18 protein-coding genes are annotated in these 18,674 nt (G+C 74.7%); 12 read left to right on the forward strand and 6 right to left on the reverse strand.

The annotated features are described in order from the left end of the window. Window positions 1–45 precede the first annotated feature (45 nt). The gene (locus ABZ135_RS04450; protein ID WP_356691662.1) at window positions 46–963 is read right to left on the reverse strand and encodes an AraC family transcriptional regulator; all 918 of its coding nucleotides are present in this window, start codon (window positions 961–963) and stop codon (window positions 46–48) included. A 133-nt stretch (window positions 964–1,096) separates the two neighbouring features. Here ABZ135_RS04450 and ABZ135_RS04455 point away from each other — a divergent pair, with 133 nt between their 5' ends. Beyond that, window positions 1,097–2,095 (forward strand): zinc-dependent alcohol dehydrogenase family protein, encoded by a 999-nt coding sequence (locus ABZ135_RS04455; protein WP_356691664.1) that lies wholly within the window; start codon window positions 1,097–1,099, stop codon window positions 2,093–2,095. A 53-nt stretch (window positions 2,096–2,148) separates the two neighbouring features. On the opposite strand, the gene ABZ135_RS04460 is transcribed toward ABZ135_RS04455, so the two are convergent. Continuing rightward, window positions 2,149–3,639, reverse strand: a complete 1,491-nt coding sequence (locus ABZ135_RS04460) for an aldehyde dehydrogenase (NADP(+)) (RefSeq protein WP_356691666.1) — start codon at window positions 3,637–3,639, stop codon at window positions 2,149–2,151. A gap of 155 nt (window positions 3,640–3,794) precedes the next feature. Between ABZ135_RS04460 and ABZ135_RS04465 the strand changes: the two genes are divergently transcribed. The 6 genes from ABZ135_RS04465 to ABZ135_RS04490 all read left to right on the forward strand — a co-directional run bounded on the left by ABZ135_RS04465 (window position 3,795) and on the right by ABZ135_RS04490 (window position 9,890). Next, a complete protein-coding gene (locus ABZ135_RS04465) occupies window positions 3,795–4,565 on the forward strand; it encodes an IclR family transcriptional regulator (RefSeq protein WP_356691668.1) in 771 nt (256 codons plus the stop codon). 92 nt (window positions 4,566–4,657) lie between these two features. Further along, window positions 4,658–5,704: a hypothetical protein gene (locus ABZ135_RS04470; protein ID WP_356691670.1), complete on the forward strand. Its 1,047-nt coding sequence runs from the start codon at window positions 4,658–4,660 to the stop codon at window positions 5,702–5,704. Next, window positions 5,701–6,993, forward strand: a complete 1,293-nt coding sequence (locus tag ABZ135_RS04475) for a histidine kinase (RefSeq protein WP_356691672.1) — start codon at window positions 5,701–5,703, stop codon at window positions 6,991–6,993. Before ABZ135_RS04470 ends, ABZ135_RS04475 begins: the two co-directional genes overlap by 4 nt. 80 nt (window positions 6,994–7,073) lie before the next feature. Continuing rightward, window positions 7,074–7,772 (forward strand): response regulator transcription factor, encoded by a 699-nt coding sequence (locus ABZ135_RS04480; protein WP_356691907.1) that lies wholly within the window; start codon window positions 7,074–7,076, stop codon window positions 7,770–7,772. A gap of 138 nt (window positions 7,773–7,910) precedes the next feature. Further along, window positions 7,911–9,362 (forward strand): penicillin-binding transpeptidase domain-containing protein, encoded by a 1,452-nt coding sequence (locus tag ABZ135_RS04485; protein ID WP_356691674.1) that lies wholly within the window; start codon window positions 7,911–7,913, stop codon window positions 9,360–9,362. Between the two features lie 99 nt (window positions 9,363–9,461). Then, entirely contained in the window at window positions 9,462–9,890 is a 429-nt protein-coding gene (locus ABZ135_RS04490) for a hypothetical protein (RefSeq protein ID WP_356691676.1), read from the forward strand. Here the strand turns inward: ABZ135_RS04490 and ABZ135_RS04495 are convergent. Beyond that, window positions 9,880–10,557, reverse strand: coding sequence for a TetR/AcrR family transcriptional regulator (locus ABZ135_RS04495; protein ID WP_356691678.1), 678 nt, complete (start codon window positions 10,555–10,557; stop codon window positions 9,880–9,882). The genes ABZ135_RS04490 and ABZ135_RS04495 overlap by 11 nt on opposite strands. 50 nt (window positions 10,558–10,607) lie before the next feature. On the opposite strand from ABZ135_RS04495, the gene ABZ135_RS04500 reads away from it, so the two are divergent. Both ABZ135_RS04500 and ABZ135_RS04505 read left to right on the forward strand, forming a co-directional pair. Next, window positions 10,608–11,516, forward strand: coding sequence for a DUF2867 domain-containing protein (locus tag ABZ135_RS04500; protein WP_356691680.1), 909 nt, complete (start codon window positions 10,608–10,610; stop codon window positions 11,514–11,516). A 48-nt stretch (window positions 11,517–11,564) separates the two neighbouring features. Next, window positions 11,565–12,746, forward strand: coding sequence for an MFS transporter (locus tag ABZ135_RS04505; RefSeq protein WP_356691682.1), 1,182 nt, complete (start codon window positions 11,565–11,567; stop codon window positions 12,744–12,746). A gap of 40 nt (window positions 12,747–12,786) precedes the next feature. Here ABZ135_RS04505 and ABZ135_RS04510 read toward each other — a convergent pair whose 3' ends face one another. Beyond that, window positions 12,787–13,914: a hypothetical protein gene (locus tag ABZ135_RS04510; RefSeq protein WP_356691684.1), complete on the reverse strand. Its 1,128-nt coding sequence runs from the start codon at window positions 13,912–13,914 to the stop codon at window positions 12,787–12,789. Continuing rightward, window positions 13,911–14,852, reverse strand: coding sequence for a 5-dehydro-4-deoxyglucarate dehydratase (locus ABZ135_RS04515; protein ID WP_356691686.1), 942 nt, complete (start codon window positions 14,850–14,852; stop codon window positions 13,911–13,913). The genes ABZ135_RS04510 and ABZ135_RS04515 overlap by 4 nt, the downstream gene beginning before the upstream one ends. Before the next feature lie 196 nt (window positions 14,853–15,048). Here ABZ135_RS04515 and ABZ135_RS04520 point away from each other — a divergent pair, with 196 nt between their 5' ends. After that, window positions 15,049–15,870 (forward strand): NAD(P)-dependent oxidoreductase, encoded by an 822-nt coding sequence (locus ABZ135_RS04520; RefSeq protein WP_356691688.1) that lies wholly within the window; start codon window positions 15,049–15,051, stop codon window positions 15,868–15,870. Window positions 15,871–16,114: 244 nt separating this feature from the next. Here ABZ135_RS04520 and ABZ135_RS04525 read toward each other — a convergent pair whose 3' ends face one another. Continuing rightward, window positions 16,115–17,080: an AraC family transcriptional regulator gene (locus ABZ135_RS04525; RefSeq protein ID WP_356691690.1), complete on the reverse strand. Its 966-nt coding sequence runs from the start codon at window positions 17,078–17,080 to the stop codon at window positions 16,115–16,117. A 54-nt stretch (window positions 17,081–17,134) separates the two neighbouring features. Between ABZ135_RS04525 and ABZ135_RS04530 the strand changes: the two genes are divergently transcribed. Continuing rightward, window positions 17,135–17,374 carry a hypothetical protein gene (locus tag ABZ135_RS04530; protein WP_356691692.1) on the forward strand — a complete coding sequence of 80 codons (240 nt, stop codon included), beginning with the start codon at window positions 17,135–17,137 and terminating at the stop codon, window positions 17,372–17,374. A gap of 36 nt (window positions 17,375–17,410) precedes the next feature. After that, window positions 17,411–18,655 carry a TerD family protein gene (locus ABZ135_RS04535; protein WP_356691694.1) on the forward strand — a complete coding sequence of 415 codons (1,245 nt, stop codon included), beginning with the start codon at window positions 17,411–17,413 and terminating at the stop codon, window positions 18,653–18,655. Window positions 18,656–18,674: the final 19 nt, after the last annotated feature.

Here is an 18,674-nt window from a genome sequence, read left to right on the forward strand (position 1 = left end):
CCACCGGGCGTGAGGCCACGACGGCCGTAGCAACCCGAGCGCCCGTCAGGACGCCCTCCGATAGCGGCCCGGCGCCACCCCGTACTCCCGCTTGAACGCCTTGGCGAAGGCGAACTCGGAGGAGTAGCCGGAGCGTCGGGCGACCGTGCGCAGCGGCAGGTCGTCGTCGCCGCGCAGGAGCCGGCCGGCGGTCGTCATCCGCCACCAGGTGAGGTAGGCGAGCGGCGGGCGGCCGACGAGGGCGGTGAAGCGGCGGGCGAAGGCGGCGCGGGAGAGGCCGCCGAGGGCGCCGAGCTCCTCCACCGTCCAGGGGCGGGCCGGGTCGTGGTGGAGGGCGCGCAGGGCGGCGGCGACGGCCGGGTCGCTCAGCGCGGCGGACCAGCCGGTGGAGCGGTCGGCGCGTTCGGTCAGCCACCAGGTGCGCAGCAGGTAGAGCAGCAGCGTGTCGAGGAGGGCGGGGACGATCGCGTCGGATCCGGGCTGGGGTTCGGCGAGTTCGGCGCCGAGCATCTCGACGGCGGCCCGCAGCCGGGGGTGGGCGCCGCCCCGGGCGGGGATGTGGACGTACGGGGGCAGTTCGGTGAGCAGCGGGTGGGCGCGGGCCCGGCTCAACTGGTAGGCGCCGCACAGGAGCAGGGTCTCCTCGGCGCCGACGGGGCCGCGGTCGGGCGCGGTGGGCCACCTGCCGTCGGGGGCGGGGACGGCGTCGACGAGCGGGGTGTCGGGGCGGTCGGCGAGGCCGTGTCGGGTGCCGTGGGCGAGCAGGACGACGTCGCCGGGCCCGAGCCGGACGGGCGCGGCGTCGTCCGGCGGCAGCAGCCAGGCGGTGCCCTGGAGGACGACGTGGAAGCCGGCGCCCTTGCTGGGCGGGAAGCGGAAGCCCCAGGGGGCGAATCTGACGGTACGGGAGGAGTGCGGCCGGCCGGTGCGCATGGCGGCGATGGCATCGCTCAGTACGTCCATGTCCGGCACCGTACCGCTCGCACCGCTCACACCTCTGCTTGCACCGCTCGCATCCGAGGACGAGACGATCGGACAAGGTGGGGAGCCGGAGAGACATGGAGCGTCTCGACGGTGCCCGCCTAGCGTCAGGGACATGGGAAACGACACGAAGACCACGGCGGTTCTGTTCCACGAGCTCGGCGGACCGGAGGTGCTGAGCGTCGAGGAGATCGCGCTTCCGGCGCCGGGGCCCGGCGAGCTGCGGATGCGGGTGGAGGCGATCGGTGTGAACCGGGCGGAGGCGCTGTTCCGTTCGGGCACGTACTACTACCCGGCGACGCTGCCCGGTTCGCGGCTCGGCTACGAGGCGGCGGGTGTGGTGGAGGAGGTCGGCGAGGGTGTCACCGCGTATGCGCCGGGCGATCTGGTGATGGCGGCGGCCAACTTCGACTTCGGGGTGCACGGGGTGTACGCGGAGCGGGTGGTGCTGCGGGAGGAGTACGTGGTGCCGCGGCCGACCGGTGTGGACGCGGTGTCCGGGGCGGCGGCCTGGCTGGCGTACTCGACGGCGTACGGCGGCATGGTGGAGGCGGGCGGGCTGCGGCCCGGCGGCCATGTGGTGATCACCGGGGCGTCCAGCGGGGTCGGCACGGCCGCGATCCAGACGGCGCTGCGGGTCGGCGCGGTGCCGATCGCGGCGACCCGCGAGTGGGCGAAGCGGGAGCGGCTGCGGGAGCTGGGCGCGGCGCACGTGGTGGTCACCGACGAGGAGGACCTGGTCGACGCGGTGCGCGGGATCACCGCCGGCCGGGGCGCCGACCTCGTCTTCGACGCGATCGGCGGCCCCGGCTTCGCCCGGCTCGGCGGGGCGCTGCGCCCGGAGGGCACGGCGGTGCTGTACGGCTGGCTGGACCGGCGGCCGGCCGAGGTGCCGATGCAGTGGCCGCTGACGGTGCGCGGTTACGCGAACGGGGCGGTGGTGCGCACGGCCGAGGGGCGCGCCCGGATGGCCGGGTTCATCGGCTCGGGGCTGCGCGACGGCTCGCTGGCGCCGGTGGTCGCCGAGACCTTCGACGGGCTGGCGTCGATGACCGACGCCCACCGGCTGATGGAGTCCAACGCGCACACCGGGAAGATCGTGGTGCGGGTGTAGGTACGGGCCGCGGGCCGGAGCGCTGCTCCGGCCCGGGCGCGGCCCCGGGGACCTCAGGCGCGCGGGACGCCCAGTGGGTTGTCGTCCCGCAGTTCCGGCGGCAGCAGGTGTTGTGGGGTGGACTGGTAGGCGACCGGGCGCAGCCAGCGTTCGATGGCCGTTGCGCCGACCGAGGTGAACGGGGTGGTGGTGGCCGGGTAAGGGCCGCCGTGGTGCTGGGCGTCGGCGACCGCCACGCCCGTGGGCCAGCCGTTGACCAGGACGCGGCCGGCGAGCGGGGTGAGTTCGGCGAGCAGCGAAGGGGCGTCGGGGTCCTCGTCGGCCATCTGGAGGGTGGCGGTGAGGTTGCCGGGGACCAGGGCGAGGACGGCGCTGATCTCCTCGCGGGAGGTGTAGCGGGCGACCAGGGTGACCGGTCCGAAGGTCTCCCGGAGGAGGACGTGCCGGCCGCCCTGGAGGAGGTGGGCGGCGTCGGTGAGCAGATAGCCCGGCACGACCGTGTGCGGTCCGCCGGGGCCGGGGTGGACGGGGGCCTCGACGCCGTCCTCCAGGGTGTCCTCGTACGTGGCGGTGAGGAAGTGGCCGCGCATGCCGTGGTCGAGCATCACCCCGGGCTCGGCGTCCTTCAGGGCGGCCGTCAGGGCGGCCGTGAACCGGTCGCCGGCCTCGCCCGCGGGCGCCAGGACGAAGCCGGGCTTGGTGCAGAACTGGCCCTGACCCAGGGTCATGGACGCGGCGAGTCCGGCGCCGAGCTCCTCCGCCCGCTCCTCGGCGGCGGCCTCGGTGATCACCACCGGGTTGAGCGAGCCGAGTTCGCCGTGGAAGGGGATGGGTACGGGCCGGGCGGCGGCGGCGTCGAAGAGCGCCCGCCCGCCGCGTACGGAACCGGTGAAGCCGGCCGCCGCGACCAGCGGGTGGCGGACCAGGGTGACGCCCGCGTCGAAGCCGTGGACCAGGGAGACGACGTCCTCGGGGAGTCCGGTCTCGGCCGCGGCCCTGCGCAGCAGCGCGGCGCAGAGTTCGGAGGTGGCCGGGTGGTCCGGATGCGCCTTGATCACGACGGGGCAGCCGGCGGCCAGCGCGCTGGCGGTGTCGCCGCCGGGGACGGAGAAGGCGAGCGGGAAGTTGCTGGCGGCGTAGACGGCGACGACGCCGAGCGGGATCTTCATGCGCCGCAGGTCGGGAGTGGGCGGGGTGGTGGTGGGGTCGGGCCGGGAGATCCGTACGTCGAGGAAGGCGCCCTCGTCGACGATTCCGGCGAAGTAGCGCAACTGGCCCGTGGTGCGGGCGAGTTCGCCGGTGAGCCGGGCCGTCCCGAGGGCGGTCTCGGCGTCGGCGGCCTCGATGACCCGGTCCCGCGCCTCGTCGAGCAGGTCGGCCGCCGTGCGCAGCAGCGCGGCGCGGGCGGCGCGGTCGGCGAGCGCGCCGCGGACGGCGTGCGCGGCCCGTACGGCCCGGTCGACGTCCTCGGCCGTGGCCTCGACCGCGACCTGTTCCCGCGGCTTCCCCGTCCGGGGGTCCACGCTCCACACTGGTTCCGCCACGGGTTCCGCCGTCACGGCTGATTCTGCTGCCACGCCACACCTCTCGCCCACGTTGTTCGCTATTCTGAACACGGTCCTTGTAGGTGAACCCGACAGGGACTCTATGGACGGCCCAGCCGTCTCCACAAGAGGGTTCGGGGAGAGGGGCGAGGGCGATGTCGACCAACGACGCGGGCGGGGCCCAGGTCAAGTCCGCCGTGCGGACCGTGGAGTTGCTGGAGTACTTCGCCGGACGCCCGGGCATGCACTCGCTCGCCGCCGTCCAGGAGGCGGTCGGCTATCCCAAGTCCAGTCTGTACATGCTGCTGCGCACCCTCGTCGAGCTCGGCTGGGTGGAGACCGACGCGACCGGCACCCGGTACGGCATCGGGGTGCGGGCGCTGCTCGTCGGCACGTCCTACATCGACGGCGACGAGGTGGTGGCCGCCGCCCGGCCCACCCTCGACCGGCTCTCCGACGACACCACCGAGACCATCCACCTGGCGCGGCTCGACGGCACCAACGTGGTCTATCTGGCGACCCGCCAGTCCCAGCACTACCTGCGCCCCTTCACCCGCGTCGGCCGCCGACTGCCCGCCCACTCCACCTCGCTCGGCAAGGCGCTGCTCGCCACCCACAGCGACGAGCAGGTCCGCAAGCTGCTCCCGGAGACCCTGCCGGCGCTCACCGAGCACACGATCACCGACCGCGAGAAGCTGATCGAGGAGCTCCACGTCATCCGCGAGCAGGGGTACGCGGTGGACCGCGAGGAGAACACCCTGGGGCTGCGCTGCTTCGGCATCGCGATCCCCTACCGGACCCCGGCGCGGGACGCCATGAGCTGCTCGGTGCCGGTGGCCCGGCTGACGCCCGGCCACGAACAGCTCATCAAGGACGCCCTGTTCGACGCCCGCGACCGCCTCACCCTCGCGACCCGCCGGCTCTGATCCCTGAGGGCGGGGCGCCTCCCCCGCGCGGCGGAGGCGGTTCGTCGTACGGCAGGAGGCGCGGGGACCGGTCCGGACGGGACCGTAGGGGCATGACCTCACCGACCCTCCCCACTCCCCCCGCCCCCGCACCGGCCGCCGCACCCGCTTCCGCTCCCACCCCGGCCGCCGCGTCCGCACCCGCTCCCGCGAGCCGCCTCCGCCGGACTTTGCGCGTCCTCGCCGTCCTCGGCACCCTGCCGTACATCGGCCTCAAGGTCGCCTGGGTGGCCGGCAGCACGGTCGGCATCCCCGAGGGCAGCGTGCTGCTCGACCACCCGGCGATGATGGCGGTCGTCAACGGGATCTCCGTGCTCGCCGACGCGGCGGTCGTCCTGCTCGCGCTGCTCCTCACCCGGCCCTGGGGGCTGCGGGTGCGGGCCTGGCTGCTCGCCTTCCCCGTGTGGGCGGCGATCGGACTCCTCGCCCCGATCATGGTGGCCTATCCGGCCCAGGTGGCCGTCGCGCTCCTCGGCGGGCCGGGCTCCGCCTCCGCCGGGCCGCCCGACGAGCCCTTCCTCGACGCCTGGGTCTTCCCCGTCGTCTACGGCGGTTTCATCGTCCAGGGCCTGAACCTCGGCATCCTCTTCGTCCTGTACGCCCGCGACCGCTGGGGCCACGTCTGGCGCGGGCGCCTCGGCGAGCTGCCCGCCGGCGCGAGCGGCCCCGTCCTGCGGGCCTGCGCCGTCGCCGGCTCCGTGCTCGCCCTCGCGCCGGCCGCCCTGCACGTCCTGTGGGCCGCCGGCATGGCCCGGGGCCTCTCCCCCGAGCTCACCGGCGCCTACGACGCCGACCGGGCGGTCGTGGACGCCGTGCGTGCCGTCTTCCTCCTCCTCGCCGCCGTCGCCACGCTCGCCCTCGTCCTGCGCCGCCCGGCCGGCCTTCGGGTGCGGACCACCATGGCCCTGGCCTGGGTGTCCTCGGGCGCGACCGGATGCTGGGGCGCGTACATGTCGCTGGTCGCGCTGCTGCCGCTCGCCGATCCCGGAAAGGAGCCGACGGGCCTGATGACCGCCGCGTACGCTGGCGAGATGATCACCGGATTCCTGCTGGCGGGCTGCCTGGCCGTCGTCCTGAACCGGCGGGGCCGGACCGCATGAGACGCGCGGCGGAGGCCCTGTTCGGGCAGCGGGCCAGGCGCCGCTGGCTCCATCTGATCCTCGGCGGCGCGGTGTTCATGCCGTACTGGCTGGTGGGCACGGTGGTCATGGGGCCGTTGACGGACAGCGGATCGATGTTCACGAACAGCCTCGCCGTCCAGTTCGGCGCGTACGCCGTCGGGCTGCCCCTCGCCGCCCTCACCGCGCTCTTCCCGCTGACCCGCCCGATGTCGGTGGCGGCGGCGCGGGCCCTGTGCGGGGTTGCGCCCGGGCGGTTCGCGGAGGGGCCCGCCCGGGGGCGGGACGCGAAGGCGCGGACCGCCGGCTGGTTCACGCTCCACCTCGGCGCGGGCGCCCTGGTCAGCGGCGCCAGCCTGGCGCTGCCGCCGTTCGCGCTCGCGGTGGCCGCACTGCCGTTCTCTGCGGAACTGCGGGGCTCGGAGCTCGGGCAGTTCTGGCACCTGGACCGGCCCTGGCTCGCCTGGGCCGGGCTGCCGTTGGGGCTGCTGATGCTGCTCGGGCTCGCGGCCGCCGCGGCGGCGACGGGCGCGCTGCTCGCCGCGGCCGCGCCCCGGCTGCTCGGGCCGAGCCCGGCCGACCGACTGGCCGCCGCCGAGCGGCGCGCCGCCGAACTGGCCGTGCGCAACCGGCTGGCCCGCGAGCTCCACGACTCGGTGGGCCACGCGCTGAGCGCCGTCACCCTCCAGGCGGGCGCCGCCCGCCGGGTGCTCCACGCGCGCGCGGGCACGAACGCGGACGCGGAGGCGGAGGCGGATGCGGACCTCGGCTTCGTACGGGAGGCACTCACCGCGATCGAGGAGACCACCCGGCGCACGGTCGGCGAACTCGACTCCGTGCTCGGCCTGTTGCGCAGCGGCGAGGACGACGGCGAGCTCACCGCTCCCGGCCTGGAGGCGCTCGACGCGCTGGTGCGGGGCGCGGGGTCGGCGGTGGAGCTGACCGTGCGGGGCGATCCGACGGGGCTGCCGGAGGCGGTGTCGCGCGAGGCGTACCGGATCGTGCAGGAGGGACTCACCAACGCCGTGCGGTACGCGCGGGGCGAGACGGTGACGGCGCGGATCGCGCTGTCGGGGGACGAACTGGAGATCACCATGGAGAATCCGCTCACCGGCACGGCCCCGGTCGCCCGCCCGGACGGCGGCCGCGGCCTGCGCGGCATCACCGAACGCGCCCGTCTCCTCGGCGGCACGGCCGAGGCCGGCCCGGTGAACGGCCACTGGCTGCTGTCCGCCCGCCTGCCGGTGGGCCCGACGGGGGGTGCCCGATGACCGCGCAGGGGAGCCCGGCGACCGCGGCCGAAAATGCGCTGCCCGCGCCGGACGGCCCCCTGGCCACGCCGGGGAGCCCGATGCCCGCGCCGTCGAGCCCGGTGGCCGTCCCGTCCGCCCCTGTCATCAGGATCGTGCTCGCGGACGACGAGCGCATGGTCCGTACCGCGCTGCGCGTGATCCTGGACGCGGAGCCGGGCCTTCAGGTGGTCGGGGAGGCGGCGACCGGGGCCGAGGCCGTGTCGGTGGTGCGGGAGCTGCGGCCCGATGTGGTCCTGATGGATGTGCGGATGCCCGAGATCGACGGCATCCAGGCGACCCGCCGGATCCTGTCCGGGGCCGGACCCGACGCGCCCCGGATCGTGGTGGTGACCACCTTCGAGAACGACGCCTACGTGTACGACGCGCTGCGGGTGGGCGCGGCGGGGTTCCTGCTCAAGCGGGCGGCGCCGGAGGAGCTGGTCGGCGCCGTGCGCCTGGTGGCCCGCAGCGACTCGCTGCTCTATCCGGCGGCCGTCCGCGGCCTGGCCGCCGAGCACGCCCGCCGGCACCCGCCGGCCGCCCCCGCGTGGGTGTCCCGGCTCACCGACCGCGAGGCGGAGGTGCTGCGGCACATGGCGAAGGGCCTGACGAACGCCGAGATCGCCGGCCTGCTCGGCGTCGGCCCGGCGACCGTGAAGACCCACGTGGCCGCCGTCCTCGCGAAGACCGGCGCCCGGGACCGTACGCAGGCGGTGATCGTGGCGTACGAGTCGGGCTTCATCCGGCCGAACGCCTGAGGACCGGGGCGGCCCCAGCCCCGGCCCCCACTCCCGCCCCCGCCCCCGCCCCCGCCCCCGCTCCCGTACATGAAGATTCCCTGAGAAACCGGACACATCCGGAACGCCGGCCGCCGGCCCGCTCGTCCCGCATATGGGATGAACAAGACGATCAGGCGCGCCTCGGTCTTCGCGCTGCTCCTGGTGCTCGCCCTGCTCGGGCGGGCCACCTGGGTGCAGGCGTACGAAGGCCAGGCCCTCGCGAACGACAAGAACAACCGGCGGAAGACCATCGCGCAGTACGCGCAGCCGCTCGGGAACATCGTCGTGGCCGGCTCGCCGGTCACCGGATCGAAGGAGACGAAGGGCGGCGACCTCGCGTACAAGCGGGACTACACCGACGGCGCGCTCTACGCGGCGGTCACCGGCTACAGCTCGCAGGCGTACGGGGCGACCCAGCTCGAGGGCATCTACGCCGACGTCCTCGACGGCACGGACACCCGGCTGAAGAACCCGCTCGCCGTGCTCACCGGCGAGCAGGCGAAGCCGGGCACGGTCCTGACGACGATCGACCCGGCCGTGCAGAAGGCCGGCTACCGGGCCCTCGGAAAGAAGAAGGGCGCCGCCGTGGCGATCGACCCGAAGACGGGCCGGATCCTCGGCATGGTGTCGACGCCCTCGTATGACCCGTCGAAGATCGCCGGTCTGACGGACGGCGACGAGTGGCGCCGGCTCACCGAGGACGAGGACAAGCCGCTGGTCAACCGGGCGCTGCGGCAGCCGCTGCCGCCCGGCTCGACGTTCAAGCTGGTGGTCGCGGCGGCGGCGCTCGAGGAGGGCCTGTACGGCTCCGTGGACACGGCCACCGACAGCCCGAACCCGTACACGCTGCCCGGCACCCGGACCGTGCTGAGGAACGAGAACGCGTCCGCGCCCTGCGAGAACGCCACCCTCCGCACCGCCCTGCGCTACTCCTGCAACAACGTCTTCGCGAAGCTGGCCGTCGATCTCGGTCAGGACAAGGTCAAGGCAATGGCCGAGAAGTTCGGCTTCAACGACAAGGAGCTGGACGTCCCGGTGCGGGCGTATCCGAGCGTGTATCCGTCCGGCATGGACAAGGCGCAGACGGGCCTGAGCGGCATCGGCCAGTTCGACGTGACGGCCACCCCGCTCCAGATGGCGATGGTGTCGGCGGCCCTCGCCAACGACGGCCTGATGGCGAGCCCGCACATGGTGTCGCAGGTCGTCGACTCCGACGGCGACGCCCTGCGGACGTACGAGGACGGCGACACCCGGCGGATCGTCTCCTCGTCGACGGCGGAGCAACTGCGCGGCGCGATGCGGACCGTCGTCGAGGAGGGCACCGGCACCAACGCGGCGATCGGGGGCGGGGTGGAGGTCGGCGGCAAGACCGGCACGGCCCAGCACGGCGAGAACAACAGCAAGACGCCGTACGCCTGGTTCACGTCCTACGCGAAGGACCCGGCGACCGGAAAGGAGGTCGCGGTCGCGGTGATGATCGAGGACTCGGGCGCGGCGCGCTCGGAGGTCAGCGGCAACGGCCTCGCGGCGCCGGTGGCGCAGAAGATGATGAAGGCCGCGCTGAAGTGAGGTGAGGTGGGGGCCGGTTGCGGTCCCGGAGGCCGGTCCCGGCAGCCGGTCGCGGGGGTCGGTTGCGGGCCGGCGCGCGCCGCACGATATGCAGGGGGCATGCTCTCGAACGCCCGTCTGCCCCGTTCCCCGTCCGGCTGGACGATGGCCGTCTTCGGTGTCCTCGCCGCCGCCCTGGGGCTGGTGGGCCTGGTCTCGCCGGACGCGACGCTCCGGCTGATGGGCCTGGTCCCGCGGGCCGAGCGGCCGGCCGGGGACCACACCGTGCTCTTCCTGACCGCCTCCTCGATGGCCGCCCTCAACATGGGCGTCTACTACGTGCTGGCCGCGCTCGCCGACTGGAGGGCCTTCTTCCGCTGGACGGTCCCCTTCCGCCTCCTCACCTTCGCGGTCTTCACCCTCGCGGTCCTCACCGACCGCGCCCCGGCCGGGTTCCTCGGCGTGGGCCTGTGGGAGGCGGCGGGCGCCCTGGCGACGGGGGTCGCGCTGCGCGTCGAGTCCCGGCGGGCGGCCCGCGTCACGGCTTGAGCAGAGCGTCCGCCACCGCCGCCAGGTACTCCGGGTCCGTGGGGACGGAGCCGGGGACGGCGTGCGCCAGTTGGGCGTGCCCCACATAGCTGGTGTAGGCGAGGAAGCCGCGGCGGCGGGCCTCCGGCGGGGGGAAGCCGAGCAGCTCGAAGAGGTGGGCGAGATAGCCGACCCGGCGTTCGGTGACGCGGGCGAGGGCCGCCGCCACCTCGGGATGGTCGACGGCGGCGAGCAGCCGCACCTCCAGCGGGTCCTCGGCGGCGGAGGCGGTCGCGCCGCGCAGGAGGGTGCCGAGGCGGGCCGCGGGGTCGGGTTCGGCCGCCTCCATGGCCGTGATGATCCGCTCGGTGGACAGCTCCTCCCAGCGGGCGAGGGCGGCCGCGACGAGGGCGTCCCGGTTGGCGAAGTGCCAGTAGAAGCTGCCCTTGGTGGCGCCGAGGCGAGCCGCGAGGGGCTCCACCGCGACTCCGGCGAGACCGCGTTCGGCGAGCGCGGTGAGGGCGGCGTCCGCCCAGTCGTCGGCGGTCAGCCGCTTGCGTCCGGCTCCCGCCCCGGCCCCGGCTCCTCGGGTCCCGTTCCGCCGGGTGCCGCCGCCCGTCTCTCCCTCGCCCTTCCGGCGGGTCTCTCGGCGGGCCTCTCGTTCCTGGGGGTCCTCGTGCTCGCGCATGTCCGTACGGTACCGTACGGTGAACATACGCTCCCGTATGGAGGTGCGGTATGCGCGGAAAGCGCACGGTACGCAACGTCCACCAGAGGATCGTCGAGGCCCCGGCGGAGACCGTCGGCGCCCTCCTCGACCGGCTCTCCGCGCCGGACGACCCCCTGTTCCCCACCCCGGTCTGGCCCGCGATGGTCCTCGACCGGCCCCTCTCCGTCGGCGCCGACGGCGGACACGGCCCGGTCCGCTATCACGTCGCCGCCTACGAGCCCGGGCGGTCCGTCCGCTTCGACACCGACGACGACCTGGGCGTTGGCTTCCACCGGCTCGACGTCGAACCCCTCGGTCCCGACCGGTGCCGGATCTCGCACGTCCTCGACGTGACCATGCCCCTCCGGGCGTTCGTCCTCTTCAAGCTGCTGATCGAGCCCGTGCACGACACGATGGTCGAGGAGATCTTCGACAACGCCGAGCGGGCCGCCCTCGGCTCCCTGCCCCACCCGCCGGTCCGCCGCTCGCGGCGCGCCATGCTGGCCCACCGGATGCGCTGGGTGCGGCCGACCGCCGTCCCGGTCCCGGAGGGGGCCCACCTGCTCCGCGAGGCGTTCGAGCGGCCCGACTTCACCGACGCGTGGCGCCTGCCGCTGGCCCCGGGCATGCCCCGCGACCCGCGGGCCTGGCGCCATGTGCTGCCCTTCGCCGAGCGGGGCGCCCAGGGCCCGGAGCTCATGCTCGGCGAGGACGCCTTCCACCTCGACTTCCGCGGCTCGCTGGTGGTCGACGACGAGAGCGTCACCCTGGCGACGGCGGTACGGCTCCACAACACCTACGGCCGCGCCTACTTCGCGGTGGTGCGCCGGATCCATCCGTACGCCGTCCGCCGCATGCTGCGCCGGGCGCACCGGCGCATCGCGCTGGCGACCCCGCCCGCGGGCGAGCGGAACGGAAAAATCCGCACGGTTCTCTAGGGCACCTGACCGATCCGGGCGGGCCTCCTCAGACGCCAGCCTGCGGTCATGCGCGTTCCTCTCTATCTGACCGCCGTCCTCGTGTCCGGGTTCGGCACGACGGCGATGTGGCTCGTCTCCGGGATCTGGGTCAAGTCCCTCACCGGCTCCGACGGTCTGGCGGCGCTGACCGCCTTCGCCCTGTGGGCGCCCGCGCTCCTCGGTCCGCTGCTCGGTTCGGTGGTGGACCGGGTGCGCCGGCGCCCCCTGCTCGTGGCGGTGAACCTGGCCATGGCCGCGCTGCTGCCGCTGCTGCTGTGGGTCGACCGGCCGGACCGGGTGTGGCTGCTGTTCGTGGTGCTCGTCCTGTACGGCACGCAGGGCGCGGTCCACGAGGCGGCGGAGGCCGCGCTGGCGGCCGGGGCGCTCGACCGGGAGCGGCTCGGGGACCTGAACGGGCTGCGGATGACGGTCAACGAGGCCATGAAGCTGGTCGCCCCGCTGGTGGCGGCGGGGCTCTTCGCCCGGTACGGCGGCGGCCCGGTGGCGCTCCTGGACGCGGCGACCTTCGCCGTGGCGGCGGGTGTGTTCGCGCTGCTGCGGGTGCGGGAGGGACGGCCGGTGCCGGGGCGGCGGGCGCCGGTGGCCGACGGCGCCCGGATGCTGTGGGCGTCGGCGGCGCTGCGCCCGCTGGTGCTCGCGGGCGGCTTCACGATGCTGCTCGCGGGGCTCAACGGGGCGGCGGTCTACGCGGTGGTGGACCGGGGACTCGGGCACGCCCCCGCGTACGCGGGCGTGCTGTACGCGGTCCAGGGCGCGGGGTCCGTGGCGGCCGGCCTGGTGGCGGGTCCGCTGCTGCGGCGCGTCGCCGAGCGCACCCTCGCGGTGGCCGGGCTTGCTCTGTTCGCGGTCGGCGCGGCGGCGAGGGTGCTGCCGTACGACGTGGTGGTCCTGGGTGCGAGCGGGCTGATCGGGGTGGGGCTGCCGTGGGTCCTGATCGCCACGATGACGGCGGTCCAGCGCCGCGTGCCGGCGGAGGCGGTGGGCCGGGCGGCGGGCACCGCCAGCACGCTGGTCTTCGTGCCGAACGCGGTGGCCCTCGGCCTGGGCGCCGGTCTGACGGCCCTGGTGGACGTGTGGACGCTGCTGCCGGTGGTCGGCGTCGCCGGGGCGGCCGGGGCGCTGGCCCTGGCCGCCACCCGCCCCCGCCCCCGCTCCCACTCCCGCTCCCGCCGCGTCAGGGGGCGGTGAGGCCCTTCGTACGGCCGGGTCCGCTTCCGGCCCCGCCGCGTCACCGTGCCCCGAGTGCCTTCCGTACGGCCTCCAGGTCCGCGTCCGAGGCCAGCCCGGCGTGGTAGAGCCGGAGTTCGGTGGCGCCCGCCTCGGCGGCCCGTGCGGCGTCCTCGGCCAGGGTGTGCGGGGAGCCGCCCATGCCGGTGACGACGGGGAGGTTGGCGGCGAGGACGGTCCGCTCGCGGGCGTGGACGGCGAAGGGGGCCACGGTGGCGGCCGGGGTCACCACGCCGTCCGCGACCGCCAGGATGTGCGCCGGGTCGGTGCCCACGTCGGCCCCGCAGCGGTACGGGACCGGGTCCGCGTGCAGCAGGACGCGGAAGCCTGGCGAGGCGGCGGCCCGTACGGCGGCGACGGCGGCCTCCTGGAGGCCGCGGGCGGCCGCGAGGCGCCAGGCGAGGGCCGCGTCGGCGAGGCGGCCTCGCCAGAGCGCGGGGGCGCCGCGCCAGACCGGTTCGAGGGCGGCCCGGACGGCGGCGGCGAGCTCGTCGGGGTCGGCGCCGTGCCGGCCGTAGCCCTCCCGGCAGGCCGGGCAGAAGCACAGCGACATCAGGTACCGGGCGGTGTCGTCGAGCGGCACGCCGGCCGTCTTGTCGTGGGCGTGGAGGTGCGCGAGGCCGTACCAGCCGCAGGACTCCAGCTCGGTGCCGGCCGCGCCCGGCCGGACCGCCGCCTCCGCCGCGAGCTCCACCAGATACGCGCGGACGGCGTCCTGGCCGATGCAGGGCGCCCAGGGGTAGCGGTCGCCGTAGACGTTCACGACGGAGGTCTCGGGGTGCTCGGCGCCGAGGCGGGAGTTGTGGGCCAGGATCACCCAGCTATGGACGGCGAGGCCGGTGTCCGCGAGCGCGTCCGCGGCCCGCGCGTAGGCGTCGCCCGGGGCCCAGTCGCCCGCCGGGTACGGGACGAGGGTGCGGCCGGCCCAGCGGGCCGGGTCCGGCGGGTAGAGGACGGCCGCGTACGCCGCCGTGACGATCCGCCGACGCGGGTGACGCGGGGTCAGGGCGCGGGTGGAGTGGTAGGCGGAGGCGAGGGTGACCTGGGCGAGGCCGAGGTCGGCGAGGCGGGCGGGGGCGTCGGGGTCGCCGTCGACGTCCCAGGGGTAGAGGAAGGCGCCGGCCCTCATCGGGTCTCCCCGGCGCCCGGGGCGAGGGCGGCCCGGCCGCGCTCGATGATCGCGGCCAGCTCTTTCAGGTGGTCCGGGGCCGGCTCGCTCAGCGGGGGCCGGACCTCGCCGACGTCCAGGCCGTTCATCCGGACCGCCGCCTTGACGAGGGAGACGGCGTAGCCCCGGCCCTTGCCGCGCAGTTCCACCAGGGGGCGGTAGAAGGCGTCGATGAGGCGGTGCGCGGTGGTGTCGTCGCCGGTGGCGAGGGCGCGGTGGAAGGCGAGGGCGATGTCGGGGGCGAAGCAGAAGACGGCGGAGGAGTAGAGGGTGATGCCGATGCCGCGGTAGGCGAGGCCGGTGAGTTCGGCGGTGGGCAGGCCGTTGAAGTAGAGCAGGTCGAGGCCGGCGGAGCGGACGGCGCTGACGATCCGCTGCATGAGGTCGAGGTCGCCGAGGCCGTCCTTGAGGCCGATGACGCCGGGGGTGCGGGCCAGGGCGACGGCGGTCTCGGGGGTGAGGACCGCGTTGTCGCGCTGGTAGACGATGACGTCCAGCGGGGTGGCGGCGGCGAGTTCGGTGTAGTGGCGCAGCAGCCCGGCCTGGTCGGGGACGACGAGGTACGGGGGCAGGGCGAGCAGTCCGTCGGCGCCGGCCTCCTCGGCGAGCCGGGCGTAGCGGACGGCGAGGGCGGTGCCGTATCCGGCGCCGGCGAGGACGGGGACGCGCCCGGCGGCCTCGTCGACGGCGGCGGCGACGCAGTCGCGGAACTCCTCGGGGGTGAGCGCGTGGAACTCGCCGGTGCCGCAGCAGGCGAAGACCGCGCCCGCGCCCGCGTCGATGCCGGCGCGGACATGGGCGCGGAAGGTGTCGAGGTCGACGCCGCCGTCCGGGCCGAAGGCGGTGACGGGGAAGAAGAGCAGGCCGTCGAGCCGGTCGGCGAGCGGGGGTGTGGTCACGGGCACTCCCTGTCGTACAAGATTCTGACTGCTGTCCATATTCTTGAACACCCTCACGCTAAGGCAGAGAGGAAGAGCGGGTCAATAATCCGTGGCGGTACGAACTTCCGTCGGAGGCTCGCTTCTTGACGGTGCGAGAGCCGAGTCCCTAGCGTGGCGGCTCATCCATGTGTGTGAATACGGTCTACGGACGGAGATGTCCTCCTTGAACCCCGCACCCCGAACCGTCCTGCTCACCGGCGCCGCGGGCGGCGTCGGCACCCTGATGCGGGAGCTGCTGCCCGGCCACGGTTACGCGCTCCGCCCGCTCGACGTGGTCCCCGTCCCCGGCGCCCCGGACGCGGTCGTCGCCGACCTCGCCGACCGCGAGGCGCTGCGGGAGGCCGTGCGGGGCGTCGACGCCGTCGTCCATCTCGCCGGAATCTCCCTGGAGGCCGATTTCGACTCGATCGTGGCCGCCAACATCACCGGACTGCACCACCTCTACGAGGCCGTGCGCGAGGAGGGCGTGCCGCGGGTCGTCTTCGCCTCCAGCAACCACGCCGTCGGCTTCACCCGGCGGCCGCGGCCCGGCGAGCCCCCGGTCCCGGTCGACACCCCGCACCGGCCCGACACCTTCTACGGCCTGTCCAAGGCGTTCGGCGAGGACCTGGCCCAGTTCTACTGGGACAAGCACGGCGTCGAGACCGTCTCGGTCCGGATCGGCTCCTGCTTCCCCGAGCCAACCTCGGTGCGGATGCTGTCGATGTGGCTCAGCCCGGCCGACTGCGCCCGGCTGCTGCACGCCGCCCTCACCGCGCCCGAGGTCGGGCACACGGTGGTCTACGGCTCCTCCGCCAACACCCGCGCGTGGTGGGACCTGTCCTCGGCGCGGGCGCTCGGCTACGAACCGAAGGACGACTCGGAGGTCTTCGCCGAACGGCTGATCGCGGAGAAGGGGCTGCCCGCCCCGGGCAGCGCGGACGACCTCTATCTGGGCGGCCACTTCTGCGTGGATCCGCCGCGCTGGCCGCACTGACGGCGGCGGAAAAGCTCGGGCCCGGCCGGACAATGCGGGGGAGCCGGCCGGGGCCCGGGTCGACGCGTGCGACGCATGACGCACGCGGACGATCCGACGATATGTTTCGGTCAAGATCATCGCGAGCCGCGGAGCGCGGCAACTGTCCGCAAAGCGCGACGGGTTACGGGGCGGGGGCGCCGCGCGCCCCAGCGGCCCGCTCGCCCCCCGGCGGCGGCCCCTCAGCTCCTCACCCCGCAGCCCCTCAGCCCCTCAGCGTGCGGGACGGCGCCTCCCCGAAGCGCGCCCGGTACTGGGCCGCGAACCGGCCCGGGTGGGTGAACCCCCAGCGCCAGGCCACCTCACCGACGCTCAGCCCGTCCGGATCGCCCGCCCGCAGCTCCTCGTGGACCCGCTCCAGGCGGACCTCGCGCACGTACGCCATCGGTGACATCCCCACGTACTCCCGGAACGACTCCTGGAGGCGGCGCACGCTCACCCGGGCCAGGGCGGCCAGTTCGGTGCTGGTGAAGGGGTGTTCCGGGCGGGCCCGCACCGCGTCCATCACCCGCTTGACCGGCGCGGGTCTGACCGGCCCGGCCGGGTGCGCCAGCTCGTCCCGCCAGGGGTGCTCGGCCGCGAGCAGCAGCCCGTTGAGCAGCGCCTCCTGAAGCGGCCGCGCCACCAGCTCGTGGGTGGCGAGCCCCTCCCCCGCGAGCGCCCCCGCGGCCACCTGCCGGGCGAAGGTCACCCAGCTCCGACCGGGACCCCGCGAGATGTCCAGGACGGAGCCCAGGGCGAGCCGGCGGCCCGCCGGGCGGCCGAGCAACTGCTCCAGACGCTCCTGGAGGGCCACGGCGTCGATCTTGACCGAAAGCGTGCGGCAGTCGCCGCTCCACCGGTCGAGGAAGGTGTCCCCGGCCGGGTCGAGCAGCACCGCCTCGTCGGCGGTGGCGAGCAGCCGGCGCGCGCCCGCGCCCTGCCGCAGCTCCATGGTCCCGCTCATCGGCGCGTTGAGGTGGAACGCCCCCAGCTCACCGAAACGCATCCGCACGTCCGCGCCGCAACTGAGGTCGCCGATCATCAGCGGCCCGAGCGCGACGGTGTCGAACCGAGCGGCGAAGGGACGGTCCCGCGCGTCGATGACGTCCATGAAGTTCGCGTAGTACCGCGCGTCGATCTCCTCGCGCGCCTCGTCCACGTCCCGCGTCCGGAAAGAGCTCCCACCCACGACCGAAAGAATATTCATATGACGGACGTGACCCGGAACGGCAGGATGCCCGTCATGCCACAGCCTCAGGGATTCGTCCACACGCGGCGCGCGGACGGCAGCGTCGTCATCACCCACCGCGGCCGCGCGGCCGCCACCCTGCGCGGCGCACGCGCGGCGAAGTTCCTCGCGGAGGTGGGCGCGGGCGACCCCCAACTGGTGATGGCCCGCTGGACGGGGGCCTACCGGTTCGGCAACGAGCGCGCCGCCCGGGACCACCCGCGTAACCGGAGTGGCCGAACCCGGGGAAGGTAAGGGAACGGCAAAGGGGTCCCGGTCGTTAACCGGGACATGACCGCTATGACCCCCGGCTCGAACATCCCTCTCACCGCCGCGCGTGTGGCGGTGGACGTCGCCGCCCCGGTGCGGCTCGACGTCTCGGGCCTGCTGCTCGGCGCCAACGGCAAGGTGCGCTCCGACGACGACTTCATCTTCTACAACCAGCCCGCGGGCCCGGGCGTCACCTACCGCTCCGGCGGCGGCAGCGCGCCGGACGCCATCCTGGTGGACACCACCGCCGTGCCGGCCGGCATCGAGAAGATCGTGGTGACCGCGAGCCCCGACGCCGCGGGCCAGACCTTCCAGGGCATCGAGCCCACCGCCACCCTGCGCAACGCCGACGACGGCAGCGTGCTCGCCACCTTCACCCCGCCGCAGCTCGGCGCGGAGACGGCGCTCGTGGTCGTGGAGATCTATCTGCGCAACGGAGCGTGGAAGGCCCGCGCGGTCGGCCAGGGGTACGCGAACGGCCTCGCCGGCATCGCGACCGACTTCGGCGTCAGCGTGGACGAGGAGCCCACCCCCACGCCGGCCGCGGCCCCCGCGCCCGCCGCCCCGCCGGCGCCGCCCGCCGCTCCCCCGGTCGACCCGCGCCTCGCGGCGACGATGCCGTCCGCGCCCGCGTCCCCCGCCCCGCCGTCCGCTCCCGCCGCGCCGGCCGCGCCCACCGCCGGCGCCGGGAAGATCAACCTGGACAAGGGTCGGGTCAGCCTCCAGAAGAACCAGACCGTCTCCCTGGTCAAGGGCGGCCGTCCGCTGCTCTCCCAGGTGAAGATGGGCCTCGGCTGGGAGCCCGCCTACCGCGGCAAGGACATCGACCTCGACGCGTCCGTCATCGCCTACGGTCCCCAGCGCAACCACCTCGATAGCTGCTACTTCGGCAAGCTGTCGATCCTGAACGGCTCCATCAAGCACTCCGGCGACAACCTGACCGGCGAGGGCGCGGGCGACGACGAGGTCATCGTGGTCGACCTGGGCCGGCTGCCCGCCGACGCCACCGGCCTGGTCTTCACCGTCAACTCCTTCTCCGGCCAGAAGTTCACCGAGGTCGCCAAGGCGTACTGCCGGCTCATGGACGCGGCCACCGGCGAGGAGCTGGTCCGCTTCGACCTGACCACGGCCGAGCCGCAGACGGGCGTGATGATGGCCAAGCTCATCAAGCAGTTCTCGGGCGAGTGGGAGATGACGGCGATGGGCGAGTTCGTGAAGTCCCGGACCGTACGGGGCATGGTGAAGCCCGCCGCCCAGGCCCTGTGAGAGGCGCCCGGTGAGGCGG

This window comes from Streptomyces sp. NPDC006339, from assembly GCF_040612775.1.
In the GTDB taxonomy this organism is placed as follows: domain Bacteria; phylum Actinomycetota; class Actinomycetes; order Streptomycetales; family Streptomycetaceae; genus Streptomyces.